General features: G+C 66.3%; 15 protein-coding genes. 6 read left to right on the forward strand and 9 right to left on the reverse strand.

Annotated elements, in window-relative coordinates; genetic code table 11:
• Positions 1-69 precede the first annotated feature (69 nt).
• Both AC0L6G_RS06205 and AC0L6G_RS06210 read right to left on the reverse strand, forming a co-directional pair.
• Positions 70-351, reverse strand: coding sequence for a hypothetical protein (locus AC0L6G_RS06205; RefSeq protein ID WP_473252999.1), 282 nt, complete (start codon positions 349-351; stop codon positions 70-72).
• 6 nt (positions 352-357) lie between these two features.
• Positions 358-600: a hypothetical protein gene (locus AC0L6G_RS06210; RefSeq protein ID WP_473253000.1), complete on the reverse strand. Its 243-nt coding sequence runs from the start codon at positions 598-600 to the stop codon at positions 358-360.
• 435 nt (positions 601-1,035) lie between these two features.
• Between AC0L6G_RS06210 and AC0L6G_RS06215 the strand changes: the two genes are divergently transcribed.
• From AC0L6G_RS06215 to AC0L6G_RS06225, 3 genes are read left to right on the forward strand one after another with little or no spacing between them, the layout of a single operon-like run.
• Positions 1,036-1,443, forward strand: a complete 408-nt coding sequence (locus tag AC0L6G_RS06215; RefSeq protein WP_293827922.1) for a type 1 glutamine amidotransferase family protein — start codon at positions 1,036-1,038, stop codon at positions 1,441-1,443.
• A gap of 2 nt (positions 1,444-1,445) precedes the next feature.
• Positions 1,446-2,012 (forward strand): SRPBCC family protein, encoded by a 567-nt coding sequence (locus AC0L6G_RS06220; RefSeq protein ID WP_473253001.1) that lies wholly within the window; start codon positions 1,446-1,448, stop codon positions 2,010-2,012.
• A gap of 16 nt (positions 2,013-2,028) precedes the next feature.
• On the forward strand, positions 2,029-3,207 hold the full coding sequence (locus AC0L6G_RS06225) for a zinc-dependent alcohol dehydrogenase (RefSeq protein ID WP_293827919.1): 1,179 nt from the start codon (positions 2,029-2,031) through the stop codon (positions 3,205-3,207).
• A gap of 69 nt (positions 3,208-3,276) precedes the next feature.
• On the opposite strand, the gene AC0L6G_RS06230 is transcribed toward AC0L6G_RS06225, so the two are convergent.
• The 5 genes from AC0L6G_RS06230 to AC0L6G_RS06250 form a co-directional block, all read right to left on the reverse strand.
• Entirely contained in the window at positions 3,277-4,008 is a 732-nt protein-coding gene (locus tag AC0L6G_RS06230; protein WP_293827917.1) for a Crp/Fnr family transcriptional regulator, read from the reverse strand.
• Between the two features lie 76 nt (positions 4,009-4,084).
• Positions 4,085-4,801, reverse strand: coding sequence for a Crp/Fnr family transcriptional regulator (locus AC0L6G_RS06235; RefSeq protein WP_473253002.1), 717 nt, complete (start codon positions 4,799-4,801; stop codon positions 4,085-4,087).
• Between the two features lie 68 nt (positions 4,802-4,869).
• Positions 4,870-5,184 (reverse strand): DUF6894 family protein, encoded by a 315-nt coding sequence (locus tag AC0L6G_RS06240; protein WP_291535976.1) that lies wholly within the window; start codon positions 5,182-5,184, stop codon positions 4,870-4,872.
• A gap of 6 nt (positions 5,185-5,190) precedes the next feature.
• Complete coding sequence (locus AC0L6G_RS06245) at positions 5,191-6,090, reverse strand: manganese catalase family protein (RefSeq protein WP_291535974.1); 900 nt, start codon at positions 6,088-6,090, stop codon at positions 5,191-5,193.
• A gap of 103 nt (positions 6,091-6,193) precedes the next feature.
• The gene (locus AC0L6G_RS06250; RefSeq protein ID WP_293827914.1) at positions 6,194-6,481 is read right to left on the reverse strand and encodes a hypothetical protein; all 288 of its coding nucleotides are present in this window, start codon (positions 6,479-6,481) and stop codon (positions 6,194-6,196) included.
• 250 nt (positions 6,482-6,731) lie between these two features.
• On the opposite strand from AC0L6G_RS06250, the gene galE reads away from it, so the two are divergent.
• The 3 genes from galE to glf all read left to right on the forward strand — a co-directional run bounded on the left by galE (position 6,732) and on the right by glf (position 11,447).
• Positions 6,732-7,754 (forward strand): UDP-glucose 4-epimerase GalE, encoded by a 1,023-nt coding sequence (gene galE / locus AC0L6G_RS06255; RefSeq protein WP_473253003.1) that lies wholly within the window; start codon positions 6,732-6,734, stop codon positions 7,752-7,754.
• A 2-nt stretch (positions 7,755-7,756) separates the two neighbouring features.
• Complete coding sequence (locus tag AC0L6G_RS06260) at positions 7,757-9,061, forward strand: glycoside hydrolase family 1 protein (protein WP_293827876.1); 1,305 nt, start codon at positions 7,757-7,759, stop codon at positions 9,059-9,061.
• Positions 9,062-9,155: 94 nt separating this feature from the next.
• Positions 9,156-11,447 carry a UDP-galactopyranose mutase gene (gene glf / locus AC0L6G_RS06265; RefSeq protein ID WP_293827874.1) on the forward strand — a complete coding sequence of 764 codons (2,292 nt, stop codon included), beginning with the start codon at positions 9,156-9,158 and terminating at the stop codon, positions 11,445-11,447.
• Between the two features lie 47 nt (positions 11,448-11,494).
• Here glf and AC0L6G_RS06270 read toward each other — a convergent pair whose 3' ends face one another.
• Complete coding sequence (locus AC0L6G_RS06270; RefSeq protein ID WP_293827872.1) at positions 11,495-12,832, reverse strand: amidohydrolase family protein; 1,338 nt, start codon at positions 12,830-12,832, stop codon at positions 11,495-11,497.
• Between the two features lie 31 nt (positions 12,833-12,863).
• Positions 12,864-15,320, reverse strand: coding sequence for a membrane-bound PQQ-dependent dehydrogenase, glucose/quinate/shikimate family (locus AC0L6G_RS06275; RefSeq protein WP_473253004.1), 2,457 nt, complete (start codon positions 15,318-15,320; stop codon positions 12,864-12,866).
• Position 15,321 lies beyond the last annotated feature (1 nt).

A 15,321-nucleotide genomic window follows, 5' to 3' on the forward strand; every position in this document is an offset into this window, starting at 1 on the left:
TGGATAGCAGGGCGGTGATCGGGCTCAGACAGGTAGAACGGCGGGCGGCCAGACGACGTCAGACCGACCTCAAGCCGCGCCGGCGTAGCGGTGGAACTCTTCAAGATAGCGCTCGGTCAGGCGCGTCGGCTGTTCCGCCTTGTCCTTGAGGGTGAGGAACCAATCGCTCTCCTCCTCGAACATATGGGTCAGAACCGCGCCCTCGATGTGTTCCCACTTGTCCATCCAGGCGGTTTTCGAAGGCGCGATGTTTTCGAGTTCGGCCATCTGCGCTTTCGCCGTCGTCTGCTCCAGATAGGCATGCGCGGCATGGGCCTTTTCGCCCGCCTGGGCGAGCGCGGGATAGAGCACCAGTTCCTAGGCCAACGAATGACCATTGAGGACCAGGGCCAAGGCCTTCATGGCCGCTGTCCGTTCGGCCGCCGTCCTTGCTGCACGACCGACGGCGAAGGCTTCCCGAATCTGATCGTGATGGTCGAGAACTGCGGACAGCCAATCGCCTCGCGATGCGACGGCTCGGGCGTTTTCGGTGGCCTCTGCCCGCTTTTCGGCGGACGGCTGGGGCGTGATGGCGGCAAGGGCCTTATCGATCAGCGACATGAATGCTCCGGGGGTTTCGACACTCAAGACCGCAGCGCCGCCTCGGTTCCGTCTGTCCGGTTTGCAACAGTTCAAGGGACCGGTCCCCGACCCGTCCTGGCGCGGCCGTAGACGCCCCCGGTCGAGGTCGCCGCAGCGAGCCGCCACGCCTATCCAGGGCGACAGCCCCCCAATCGTTCCGCGCCGATCCACGTCCGGCCTCGAACCAGTCGACGAGAAAGAAAGAGAAAGAGAAAGAGAAAGAGAGAGAGCAAGTTCCCGAGTGTTTTCCGATTGTTGCCGATGATGACGAGTCGCAAATCGGACACTGGAACCGTTGGTCCATCGAAGGATTGTTCCACTTCCGATGAAGGGTTCGGCGATGAATCAGGGCTATCGATGGACTTTGCGGCCTCGACGACCAGGCAGTTGGCGTGGCGAGGGCCAGAAGCGGTGATGACCCGCCTACGCTTCGACGACGCGGCGGCGCTCGACGTCCTGACGCGCCAGGGACTGACGCCCGACGCCAGGCCGTCATCCGGGCAGACCGTGATCCTGCGCGCCACCGCCAATCTGATCGCCCGCCGGGCCGCAGGGGTCATCGGCCTGGATTTCGCCGACATCGACGAGGACACCGCCCTGCTCGTCGAGCGCTGCGCCGGGCGGGTGATCGGTTCGGGCGCCGTCCATATGGGCGATGGAGAGGCGGCGACCCACTCCAACATCGCCGAGGCCAAGGCTGATCGCGCCCTGTCGATCTTCGACGTCAAGACCCACGTCCTGTCGAGCGGAGACCGCTTCGATTTCGAGGCGCGCCGCCCGGCCTGCGGCTCAGACACCCCTCAGACAGTTCAGGAATCCTAGTTATGTCCGAACCCCTATCCACCCACGCCGACGTGCAGAGCCCGGCCTTCACCGATGACGATCGGGTAGAGGGCGCATATGACGCGACCAGCGTACGCGCCGTCATGATCAATCGACCGCGGGACGCGCTCTACGCCTACTGGCGGGACTTCGCCAACCTCCCGAGCTTCATGGAAAATGTGAAATCCGTGGAAATTCTCGATGAGAAACGCTCAAGCTGGACCGTGGCCGGCCCGGCCGGCGTCGACATGGAACTCGCCAGCGAGATCACCGAGGAACGCCCGGGAGAATACATCGCCTGGCGATCGACCGAGGAAAGCGATGTCGACCACGAGGGCTGGGTCGAGTTCCGCGACAACCCCTTCGGTCGGGGCACGGAGGTCCGCGTGCTCATCAGCTACGACCCGCCCGCCGGCGCCGTCGGCAAGCTGGTCGCCAAGGTGCTTCAGCGCGAGCCCCGGGTGCAGGCCTGGCGGGAGCTGCGCCGCTTCAAACAACTGATGGAGACGGGTGAGATCCCGACTTCGAAAGCGCCCGACGCTGCGCCCCGCGCCGACCGCCATTTCTGATCCCGGAGGAAACCCCATGCGCGCCTTGACCTGGCACGGAAAACACAATGTTCAAGTGGACACCGTCCCCGATCCGCAGATCGTCAACCCGCGAGACGCGATCATCAAGATAACGGCCACCGCCATCTGCGGATCGGACCTGCACCTCTACGACAGCGTCATCCCCGGCATGTCGAACGGCGACATACTGGGCCACGAATTCATGGGCGAGGTCATCGAGGTCGGGAGAGGGAACACCCGCCTGAAGGTCGGCCAGAAGGTGGTCGTCCCCTTCGTGATCGCCTGCGGCTCCTGCTTCCATTGCGGCAAGCATCAGTTTTCCGCCTGCGACAACTCCAACCCCGCCGACAAGTCCGACGCCTCGGAAATCGCCTATGGCTATCCTACAGCCGGCCTGTTCGGCTACTCGCACCTGACGGGAGGCTACGCCGGCGGTCAGGCCGAATATGTCCGCGTCCCCTATTCCGACATCGGGCCGATCGTCGTGCCGGACGGGATCGAGGACGAGCGGGTGCTCTTCCTTTCCGACATCTTCCCCACAGGCTGGATGGCCGCCGAGAATGCGGGCATCGAGCCGGGCGACACGGTCGCCATCTGGGGCTGCGGGCCTGTCGGCCTGTTCGCCATCAAGAGCGCCAGGCTGATGGGCGCCGCGCGGATCATCGCCATCGACCACCATCCGCGTCGTCTGGAACTGGCCCGCGCCAACGGCGCGGAGGTCCTCGACTATCATGAGGTCAAGGTGCGCGAGGCCCTGATGGAGATGACCGCCGGGATCGGGCCGGACGCCTGCGTCGACGCCGTCGGCATGGAGGCGCACGGCTTTTCGCCCGACAATATCATCGACGCGGTGAAGCAGGAGACCAAGCTGGGCACCGATCGCCAGCATGTGCTGCGCGAGACCCTGATGGCCTGTCGCAAGGGCGGCCGCGTCTCCATCCCCGGCGTCTATGGCGGCATCGGCGACAAGCTGCCGATCGGGGCGATGATGCAGAAGGGCCTGACGATCAAGACCGGCCAGACTCACGTCCAGAAATACCTGCCCGAACTGCTTCAACTGGTGCTCGAGGGCAAGATCGACACGACCGACCTGATCAGCCACCGCCTGCCGCTGGAACAGGCGCCGGAGGCCTACAAGAACTTCCACGACAATCCGAACGAATGGACGAAGGTCGTCCTCAAGCCGCACGCCTAAGCCTGAACCGGATCCGCTGACGAAACTACGCAAACGGTTCCGTCAGCGGATCAGATTCACGATCGGCCGTCAGGATGACTGCGCCATGCGGCGACAGCCGCAAGCCGTGCTTCTCAAGGCGTCGATGCTGGTCAGACGAATCTGGCCGCGCGCCGTGCGGGTCAGACCGGCGTCGTGAAGGGCGCGGCACGACGCATTGACGGTGGTGCGACGCAGGCCGAGCATCACGCCCAGGCGTTCCTGGGACAGCGGGGCCGTGGTCAGGCCTGTCACGTCATGCAGGGCGCACAGCAGGTCTGCGACGCGCTCGGTCGCACGATGCCGGGATGCGCACCGCAGACCTCGCTCGAGGCGGACCTTGCTCCGGTCGACCGCTTCGAGCAGGTGAGACAGACCGTCCACGCCAGCCGTCTCAGTCCAGTCGGCCAGCGATGTCCGATAGACCAGTCCGTCGGTGATCCAGTTCCCCGCGACCTGCCGGCCGGACCCCGTGGAGAAGACGTCGCCGGGTCCCAGAATGTCCGACGACAGCCCCGAGCCGCCGACATGGACGCACAAGACGCCGGCGACCACCACGGCGACCTCGTCGCTGACGGCCAACCCTTGGCCCGCAGCCGCAACCTCCACCCGACCCTTCGCCAGCGCCCAGCGCCGTCGTTCCGGCGGCAACGGCGCAAAAGCCCGCCACAGCTGCAAGGTCTGTTCGGCGACCTGTGTGGGTTCGCCCCCTGCGGCCGGGTCCGAAAGTCGGCGTTCGGCAGTGATCGGCGCGGCGGAAGCCAGCAGGGGAGCCTCTGTCATGCCGCACCATGGGATTTCTTCGACAGCTGCGCATTCACATAGGTGAACGGCTTCACCGTGCGTCGCTTCGGCGAGATCACACGGGCTCGGACTGAAGTCTCAGATATACAGGATCGAATTCGGCCAGTTCCACCAGCCGGTCCCAATCGAGAACGACGACCCTTCCCTGCGCCCAGTTAAGCAGCCGCCGGGTGCGAAGTTCCGAGATCAGCCGGTTCACATGCACCGTCGAAAGGCCGAGAACATCGGCAAGGACAGACTGCGACAGGGGAAGATCGAACGCCCGATCCGGCGCGGCGCCGACGACGGCCAGCCTCGTGCACAGTTCGCACAGCAGATGCGCCATGTGGGCCAGGGCGCTGCGCCGACCCATGGAGGCGATACACTGACGGTGGATGGCCGCGTCGATCACCGTGTCGAGCCAGAGCAGCCGCGAAAGGTGGGGATGGTTTTCCGTCAGCCGCCTCAGCGCGACGTGCGGCGCCGGCTGGATCACGCAGTCCGTCAAGGCCATCACCCCATGATCCATATGTTTCATAACGAAGCTGTGCAGATCGATGAAATCGCCGCTGACGTTCAGTTCGGTGATCTGACGTCCGCCATCGCCCAGCGTCACGTATCGCGCGGTGAGACCTTCGATCAGCAGGGTGCTGTACTCGGGGCGATCGCCCTCGCGAATGATGTCCGTCCCGGCGGCGGCGATCTGGGTTTCGCCGAGAACCTCACGGAGCGCGGCCTCTTCCTCGCGGCTTAGATCGTCCCGTCGACGCAGTTTCTCGACAAGCCTGTCCACTTCACGCCCTCGCGCCCTGACCTGCCCTGCAACGCTCGGGCGGCGCAGCCGTTGCGCGAGATCGTCGTTCACATAAACGCCGGCGGTCCTTCCCGACATGGTCGTCCCGCCTGCTCGCGCCAGCCGGCCAGCAAGGCGCCGGCGTCCTCGACCGGCGGCTGCGATACGCAGACGGCCGACACCACCTCGCCCGCAGCGTCGGTGCAGACGACGGCGAGATCCGCCCGGCCGGAAAGCTCGTCCATGTCGCGCAACATGTCTGCGGCGACCCGCAGCGCTTCCCGGCCGGCGGCCCCGACGTCCGGGAATTCCTCCCCGATCTCGTCGGGCGTGAAACGGTGATCCCGCAGGTGGAAGAAGAATCGCGGCATCAGGTCGACCAATCGCGCCTATTCCGCCAGTTGCGTGGTCTTGCCCGCGCCGGGACCGGCCCCGAGGTCGGCGCCCGTCACAGGGTTGCTGGCCGGGTTCGACGCGGTCCGCTCCGCGAAGGCCGCAACCGCCGCTCTGTCCGCCTTGTCCAGGTCCACGCTCGCGGTTCCGTCTCCCCCATCGACCGCCGACTGAAGGTCGGGATCGTCCACGAACTCCCATTGTTCGCCTTCATTCCAGGGCCCGCGCGCATCGCCTTCGCCGCGCGAGAGGTCGTAGTATTTGTCGCTGAACTCGGGCAGCCCGCCCAGCTTTCCGGCCGGGAAGTTCGGCTCGATGGCGTAGAGCGCCTTTTCGAAGGATTTCTGGTGCGCGACCTCGCGTGTCATCAAGAAGGCCAGCGCATCCTTGATCCCGACGTCGTCCGTCACGTTGATCAGCCGTTCATAGACGATCTTAGCGCGCGATTCCGCCGCGATGTTGGAGCGCAGGTCGCACGTGGGATCGCCGATCGAATCCACATAGGCGGCGGTCCAGGGCGTCCCGGCCGAATTCACCAACGCCGGCGCGCCGCCGTACAGGATCGACGTGGTGTGGCTTTCCCCGCGGTCATTCAGCGAAAGATAGAGATCGGCCTCCTCCAGCGCCGCCTCGGCCATCTTGCCCTTTGCGCCGCGGTTCAGCATGGCGACGATGGAGCCGATGACCTCGAGATGACTCAGTTCCTCGGTCGCGATATCCAGCAGCATGTCCTTGCGGCCCGGATCCTCCTCCGCCAGGGCCTGGGTGAAATAGCGCATCGCCGCAGCCAGTTCGCCCTGCGGTCCCCCGAATTGCTCCAGCATCAAGGTCGCCAGGCCGGGGTTCGGCTCGGCGACCCGGACCGTGTACATAAGACGTTTGTTGTGCATGAACATTTGGGCCGCTCCGGTTATGACCAAGCGCTAACCGGCCCCTCTGACCGCCTGTTCCGAAAGTCGTCTAGGCGACGTTTTCACCTGAGCGGAGTCCCATCTGGCGTCAGACCCGGCGGAGCGCTTCAAGGACCGTCCTGAAAAGGACGAGCGCCTCCCCATCCGTCAGGGCGTCGAAGTCGATGTCAGCCGTCAGGGTATTGAGGCGTTGGATGATGCTGCCGCAATCCGGCTGAGCGCCCGATGTCTCTTCGTCCACCCATTCGGCGATCGCGGAAATGGATTCCAGCGCTTCCCGGTCCGTCATCTGGGTATCGGGCAAGCGCGCCACGGCGGCGATCTCTCCGATCTCCCGAAGCGCGCGACGACAGGTTTGTGGATCATCAGTCGACATTCGCCTTCAACTCGCGCCCTTGGAGACGGTTCACGCGGCGGAGTTTTCCATCCGCTTCCCATTTAACGCGGTTCGCTGCGCACGAAGATTACAGCGGGGCGTCGGGCCGGGTGCTCACCCTGACAGCAGCGTCTATCAGAATTTTGCTGGGCCGAGCACATACAAGCCAGCGGGCCAAAAAGACCGCTAGGCGACTTTTGGAACGGATGAGGAAGTTGTCTTCTTCTCTTCGTATGCGGAGAGATGTTTCATGACCCTCAAGACCGTCCTGGTCACTGGCGGAGCCGGCTATATCGGTTCGCACACCGCAAAGGCGCTGGCGCAGTCCGGCCTGCGGCCTATCGTCTATGACGATTTCAGCAACGGCCACCGGGACGCCGTCCGCTGGGGATCGTCGATCCAGGGCGACGTTCGGGACCAGGCACGCCTCGCCGAGGTCATGAAACTCTTCGAGGTCGATGCGGTGATCCATTTCGCCGGATTGATCGAGGTCGCCCGATCGGTGATCGCGCCAGACCTGTTTTGGGACGTCAACCTGAACGGGGTCGCGGCGGTGTTGGGCGCGATGAGGCAGACCGGGGTCAGGCGAGTGGTGTTTTCATCGACCGCTGCGGTCTATGGCCAGCCCGTCGCCGACGATCTCGGCCGTCTCGACGAAGACGAGGTCACGGCTCCCATTAATCCCTATGGCGAAAGCAAACTCGCCGCCGAGCGGCTGATCGCCGCCCATGCTCGGGCCTATGGTCTGGAAGGTGTGGCGCTGCGCTATTTCAACGCCGCCGGCGCCGACCCCTCGGGCGAACTGGGGGAGGCCCATGCTTGCGAAAGCCATCTCATCCCGCTCGCCATCGAGGCGGCGCTGGGCCTGGGACCGGCGCTCACGATCCATGGTGCGGACTATCCCACCCCTGACGGCGGATGCCTGCGCGACTTCGTCCATGTCTGCGACCTGGCCCGGGCTCACGTCCTGGCGCTGACCGCGCCCCTTAGCCCCAACGGCTTCGAGGCGATCAACCTGGGCTCCGGCGCCGGCCATTCGGTGCTCGATGTCGTCGGGGCCATCGATCGCGCGACGGGGCGCGCGACGCCCTATTCGATCGGCCCGCGCCGCGAGGGCGATCCCGCCGCGCTCGTCGCGGACCCCTCCCGCGCCGGACGGCTGCTGGGATGGCGCGCCGAACAATCCTCTCTGGACGAGATCGTTACGACGGCCATGGCTTGGCGCAAGGCACCGCGGTTCGGCTTCGACCGCACCATCGGCGCAGCCGCTTGAGCATGGCGGGGCTCGACCTCTGGGGCGGCGCGGAGTGCACGGTCAATCGTGTCGGCGACCGGACCTACGATCAACTCAAGCTCACGGGCCATGAGAACCGCCTCGATGACCTGGACCGTTTCGCAGCCCTCGGCCTGCGGGCGCTCCGGGTCGCCGTGCTTTGGGAGAAGGTGGAAACGGCGCCCGGTATCCTAGACTGGCGCTGGACGGACGCTGTCATGCTGCGCCTGCGGGCCCTTGACGTGCGCCCCATCGTGGGACTGATCCACCACGGCTCGGGCCCGACCTGGACCGACCTGACCCAGCCCTCGTTTGCTGAGGGGCTAGCCGCCCATGCCGCCCGGGTGGCTGAGCGCTATCCCTGGGTGACGGACTGGACGCCGGTGAACGAACCGCTGACGACCGCGCGGTTCAGTTGCCTTTACGGCCTCTGGCATCCCGGGCTTCGGGATGAAGCCGCGTTCTGGAACGCCCTGCTGACCCAGATCGAGGCGACAGGCCTGGCCATGCGGGCGATCCGGCGCGTCGTTCCGCAGGCCCGCCTCATTCAAACCGAGGATTTCGGGCGGACGGACGCCACCCCGCCCTGCGCGGCCCAGGCCGCTTTCGATAACGACCGCCGGCTGATGACGTGGGATTTGCTTTGCGGGCGGGTCGGCCCCGGTCATCCGCTGTATGCGCGCCTCGCCGCCTTCGGATTGACGTCGCGGCTGCTCGCCTTGGCGGGCGCCCCCACCCCGCCGGACGTCATCGGACTGAATTATTATGTCACTAGCGACCGCTTCCTTGACCACCGGATCGATCGCTACCCGCCGAACTTGCGCGGCGGCAATGGGCGGATGGCCTATGCCGACACCGAATCGGTTCGCGCCCTGCCGGACTGGACCCCCGGCTGGCGGCGGAACCTTGAAACGCTGCACGCCCGTTACGGCCTGCCGGTCGCCGTGACCGAATGCCATCTGGGCTGCGATCCAGAGCAACAGGCCGTCTGGTTGAACCAGTGCTGGCGCGCCGCCTTGGCGGCGCGTGAAGCCGGCGTGCCCGTGGAGGCCGTGACCGTCTGGTCCCTGCTCGGCGCGGTCGGCTGGGACCGCCTGCTGACCGAGGACGACGGCCGTTACGAAGCCGGTGTGTTCGACGCCGCCGCGCCGGGAGTCCCCGAGACGCCGCTGGGGACCGCCGTACGCCGCCTCGCCTCGGGCGGACCCCCTGCCGCCGATCTTCAGCCGGGGTGGTGGGACCGCCCCGACCGGCTTGCCCTGCCGTCGACCGCTCCGCTCTGCATTCCCCAACCCCTTGTCGCCTAGTCACGCCCGGAAGCCGCCCATGCCCCCCTCGTCGAACACCCCGTCGTCCCCGGCCGCTGACGCTCGCGTCGTTCCCCTGCCCCGCCGAACCGGTATGGCTTCGCCCATCGTCTGCCTGTCCCACCTGCGCTGGGACTTCGTCTTTCAACGCCCGCAACATCTTATGACGCGCTTCGCCGCCGATCGGCCTGTCTTCTATGTCGAGGAGCCGACGCCGGTGGGGCCGGGGGAAAAGGCCCGGATGGATGCGCGCCCCTGTCCGCAAAGCGGTGTTGTCGTCGTCACCCCCCGCACGCCGCACGGCCTGTCCGGGGACGACCTGCAGGCTCTCCTCCGCAGTCTGCTCGACGATCTGCTCGCCGCCTGGAACGTGGCCGATCCCATCCTATGGTATTACACGCCGATGATGCTGCCGATTTCGCGGCATATCGATGCCTCCTTGGTCGTCTATGACTGCATGGACGAACTGGCTAATTTCCGCTTCGCGCCGTCAGGCCTGCGTCCGCTGGAGCAGGAATTGATCGCCACGGCGGACCTGATGTTCACCGGGGGCTACAGCCTATTCGAGGCGAAGCGGCACCTCCACCCCGACATCCATCCGTTTCCCTCCAGCGTGGACCGAACCCATTTCGCCCAGGCTCGCGACGTGCCTGCGGGAACCGGCGACCGTCCCCGGCTAGGCTTCTACGGCGTCATCGACGAACGGATGGATCTGGAGCTGATCGCAGACCTCGCCGACGCCCGGCCGGACTGGACGCTGGTCATGGTCGGCCCCGTGGTCAAGATTTCGGAAGCCGACCTGCCGCGCCGCGACAATATCGAATACGTCGGACCGCGAGACTATGACGATCTGCCCGCCGCTCTTTCGACCTGGGACGTGGCGCTGATGCCGTTCGCCATCAATGAATCGACCCGGTTCATCAGCCCGACCAAGACGCCGGAATACCTCGCCGGCGGACGCCCCGTGGTGTCGACGCCGATCCGGGATGTCGAGCGGCATTACGGCGACCTCTCGGCGGTTTGGATCGCCGGCACGTCAGCGGCTTTTGTCGCCGCCTGCGACGAGGCCGTCGCCCTGGCGCGAAGCGGAGCGGGCGCCTGGCTCGACGACGTCGACGAGGCGCTCGCCGACCTGTCGTGGGATCAGACGCTGCTGCGCATGTCGGCCCAGTTGGACCGGGTTCAGGCGCAGCGGGCGGCCAAAGGAGCGCAGAGGCGAGCCAGACCCGCCCGGGGTGCAAGCGGACGTTACGATGTCCTGGTGGTCGGCGCCGGCTTTGCCGGAGCGGTGATGGCCGAAAGGCTGGCGGCGGACGCGGGCAAGCGCGTCCTCGTCGTCGATCGCCGGCCTCACATCGGCGGCAACGCCTTCGATCACCTCGATGCGGCGGGGATCATGATCCACGAATACGGCCCGCACATCTTCCATACCAATTCGGTCGACGTCTTCGCCTATCTGTCACGGTTCACGCGCTGGCGTCCGTATGAGCATCGCGTCCTCGCCCAGATCGGGGAAATGCTCGTCCCCATGCCGATCAACCGCACCACCCTGAACCGACTCTACGACCTGGATCTGCAGACGGACGAGGCGGCGGCGACCTTCCTCGCGACGCGCGCCGAGCCTGTGCCGATCGTGCGCACTTCGGAGGACGTGGTGGTCTCGGCGATCGGCCGGGACCTCTACGAGACCTTCTTCCGGGGCTACACCCGCAAGCAGTGGGGCCTGGACCCTTCGGACCTCGACAAGTCCGTCACCTCGCGGGTTCCGACCCGAACCGATACGGACGACCGCTATTTCACCGACGCCTTTCAGGCCATGCCGCTGGAGGGTTACACAAGGATGTTCGAACGCATGCTCGACCATCCCAACATCGACGTTCGGACAGGTGTCGAGTTCCGCGAGGTGATGGCCGAGGTCGCCTATGACCAACTCGTCTATACTGGGCCGATCGACGAATATTTCGACTTCCGTTACGGAAAACTGCCCTATCGCTCCCTGCGGTTCCGCCACCAGACCCTGGACCAGCCGTGGGTCCAACCGGTCGCGACCGTGAACTTTCCGGACGAGGCGACGCCCTACACGCGGATCACCGAATACAAGCATCTTACCGGCCAACGCCATGACGCGACCAGTTTGACTTACGAGTATCCAGCGGCCGACGGCGACCCCTACTATCCGATCCCGCGCGAGGAGAACCAGGCGCTTTTCAAGAAGTATGAGGCGCTGGCCGCCGCCGAGCCGGATGTCGTTTTCGTGGGCCGGCTGGCGACCTACCGATACTACAACATGGACCAGGTGGTCGGTCAGGCACTGGCGACCTACCGGAAAACCCCGGGACTGCGAGCGGCGTCCGCCGAGAAGCCGCAAAGCTCAACCGCAGTTTAAGCCTCGGACCATCTCGGTCTGAAGATGCGACTCGGGCGGCCCAACGTCTAGCTCGCCCGGGGCGTGGCGACGACACGCCGGCCGAGACGATAGACCGCCTCGATCCGATCGATCGTCCGAACATCTGCGAAGGGGTCGGCGGGAAGGACGATGAGGTCCGCCAGCATCCCCGTCTGAATTCGACCGCGATCCGCCAGACCCATCACAGAGGCGGTCCCCTCGGTCGCGATCGTCATCGCTTCGCGCGGCGACAGCCCGGCCTCGACCAGCAGCGCGAGTTCGCGGTGTTCCGCGAAGCCCGGAATGCGCAAAGGCATGGGGCCCGAATCCGCCCCGAAGGCCAAGGTCACGCCCGCCCGGTGCAAGGCGGCCGCGTTGGCCTTGTTCGTTGCAAAAGCGGCCTTCCATTGAGGCAAGGCCGGATTGGACAGGGTCCCCGCCCGCCATTGCAGGTTCGACAACTGCGCTCGAAGCGCTGGATCAAGGGCGCCGGAAAGGGCCGGCGTCTGAAGCAACTCCGGCTGTTCGGCGAACAGATAGAAGGCCTCGTCGAGACCGAGGGTGGGAATGCATGCGGCCTTGCGCCGTTTCATCAGGTCGATGAAGGCCTGGTCCACCGGCCGGTCGCGGACGCCATGGCCCAGGATGTCGGCGCCGGCCTCCAGCACGGCGCGGGCGTCCTCGAGGTAGTAGACGTGCGCGATCACCTTCCGGCCGCCTCTATGCGCCTCGTCGATGATAGCGCGATAGATGGAAGGATCCATCTTGACGAGATGGGCCCCCTGAAAGTCGTCGAGCCAAAGCTTGATGAAGTCAGCGCCTCGTTCGATGCTCTCCCGGACATTTGCGCGCGCCTCGGCCTCAGTAGCGGGACGGAAGAGTTGGGCGGACGTGGCCTGGGCCGGGGGGCCGCCATTCGGCACGCCGAAGCCGCGATCGGCCCCGAACAGATCCGCGCCCTGAATGGCGCCTGTCCGCACGTCGCGCTGAATGGCGTAGAACAGGTCTGTATTCAGTCCGAGCGAGGCGATGGTCGTCACCCCATAGGCGGCGTAGACGCCCAGTTGGCGGGCGATGTTCTCCCTCGTGTAGAACTGAGCGCCGACCGAGACGCCCTGGACCGATCCGATGTGGCAGTGGGCGGAGATCAGGCCCGGCGAGACGAACTTGCCGCTCAAGTCCAGGTCCTGACCGTCGCTCGCCGGCAGCGACCGGCCGATCTGAGCGATCCGGCCGTCACGCAAACGCAGGTCGACAGCTTCGCCAGCCTGCCCGGCGATCCTGACGTTGCGCAACGTCGCAATGGGCTCGGACGCCTGCGCCGCCGCCCCGCCGCCAACGAGAGCCGCCGCGCCAGCCGAGAATAGAAGGGTTCGACGATCCATGGCCGATATCCTTTCGATCAATGCTTGAAGATCAGCGCGACGGCAGGGTCCAGGCGATCACGCTGTCGCCCAACGTCGTTCCAAGGCGCGCATGGCCGCCCACGACCGCCACGACATATTGCTTGCCGTCCAGTTCGTAAGTCAGCGGAGCCCCCTGAGGACCGGCAGGCACGCGCTCTTCCCATAACATTTCGCCGCTCTGGGTGTCGAAGGCGCGCATGAAATTGTCCAGCGTGGCGCCGATGATGGTCACGCCTCCCGCCGTCGTCAGGGCGCCGGAGTCGCTGGGCGTGCCCATCTGCAGCCGCACCCGGGACTTGATGCCGAGCGGGCCGGTGTCATAGCCCGAGCCGAAGGGCCGCTTCCATACGACCTCCTGGGTCCGCAGATCGACGCCGGCCAGATAGCCCCAGGGCGGCGCGATGCATGGCGTGCCCAGGACGGATAGCCAGGGAGCCTTCATCGCCCCCACGGGCAGTCCGACCTGGGGCATCAAGCCCTTGGACGAGCCCTTCTGGTTCAGCGACTTCGACCCCGCCGCATCGATCTCGGCGCGCGGAATGACGCGCTCCACATAGGGCAGGCGATTGGTGTTGATCACCATCAGCCCCCGCAGCAGATCGACCGAGACGCCGCCCCAGTTGATGCCCCCGTGATTGCCCGGATAGGCCAGGGTGCCGCCGACCATGGGCGGGGTGAACATGCCGTCGTAGCGCAGCCGCCGATACTGAACCCGGCACATCAGCTGATCGAACGGACTGATCCCCCAGGCGTCGCTCTCGGTCAGCCGTTCGGGGGTCTTGCCGGGTGCGCCGACCGTCATCGGCATGCCTGGCGAGATCGGCTGGGTCGCCGCGGTCCAGTTGCCGCCATCGGCGCCCTGGGGCGCGGGGGTCTGCACGACGGGCATGATCGGCTGGCCGGTGCGGCGATCCAGGACGAAGATTTGACCCGACTTGGTCGCCTGGATCACGGCCGGTCGGGACCCGCCCTTCGTCGGCCAGTCGACCAGGTTCGGTTGGGGGCCGATGTCGAAGTCCCACAGGTCGTGATTCACCGTGCGGAAATGCCAGCGCACGCGCCCGGTCTCGGCCTCCACCGCCACGATCGAAGACGTGTATTCCTCCTCCTGCGGCGTGCGGGTGGATCCGAAGAAGTCGCCCGAGGCGTTGCCGGTTGGAAGATAGACGAGACCGAGTTCGTCATCGGCGGCGAGCGGCGCCCAGACGTTCGGGGTGCCCGGGGTGTAGTGTTCGTTCGGTCCCGGCTCGCTCGTGTCGCCGGGGCGTCCCAGATCCCAGGCCCAGCTGAACCGGCCGGTCACGGCGTCATAGGCGCGGACGACGCCGGACGGCGCGAACCGGTCCTGGCCGTCCCGCACCATGTGGCCGATGATGACCCGCCCCCGTGAAACGATCGGCGCGGAGGTGTTGCCGAAATAGCCGGGCGTGAAATCGCCGATGCCTTTCTTGAGATCGACATAGCCGTTCTCGCCGAAGCCGGCGCACAGCCGACCGGTGCGCGCGCCGACAGCGGCGAGCCGACCGCCGGTGACGCCCCAGAGGATGCGTTCGGGGCAGTCCGTCACGCCCGCCGGGGCCTTGTAGTAGGCCACGCCGCGGCAGTAGGCGCCGGCGGTCTTCAGGGCCTTGGCGTCGGCTTGAGGATTGAAGCGCCACTTCTCCGCGCCCGTGGCGGCGTCATAGGCCACGACCTGCTGGGTGGGGGTGCAGACATAGAGGGTGCGCCCGATCATGAGCGGCGTGTTCTCGTTCAGATAGTCAGTCGTGACGCCCGGCCCCGGCAGATCTCCCGTGTGGGCTTCCCAGGCCCGCACGAGCCCGCCGACGTTGGCCGGCGTGATCAGATCGGCCTGGCTGAAATGGTTCGAGAGATTGGATCCTGCATAGCCCGTCCAGTTCGCCGCCGTGTTCGAGGCGGAGACATTGCCGTCGGGAGCGACGACGCCCATCCGGCTGAACGGCGCGGCGGGGCGGTCGGCGGCAAGGTGGGGATCGGCGAGATCGACGTGAGGATCGACAGCCAGGGGCGCGAGGATCAACGCCAGAGCCAGGACGGCGGGACCGGCGCTGAGCATGAGATGGGCGCGCCCTCGGAACCCTGTCAGCCGTTCGCGCGCCAGGGCGAAACCGGCGGCGAGAAGCAGTCCCATGACGATCAGCCAGTCCAGCCGGGGAATGAGGGCCCACCCGTCGAAACCAGCTTCGATCAGCGCCCAGACCAGGGTGGCGGCCGCCAAGGCCGCGTAAAGCCACACGCCGGCGAAACGTCTGGCGATCAGCAGGACGCCGACGGCCATCGTCATCACGCCGGCCAGGCCGTAGTACCATGAGCCGCCAAGCGCGATCAGATGCACGCCGCCCCAGGTCAGGGCGGCGCCGGTCAGCACCGCCAGGCCGCCGTAGATCCAGAAGAAGATGGCGGCGGGAAGACGAAGGCGGCTCGGCGCGTCCGAAGACTGGCTCATG

Source organism: Brevundimonas sp. D3-1P, assembly GCF_055809335.1.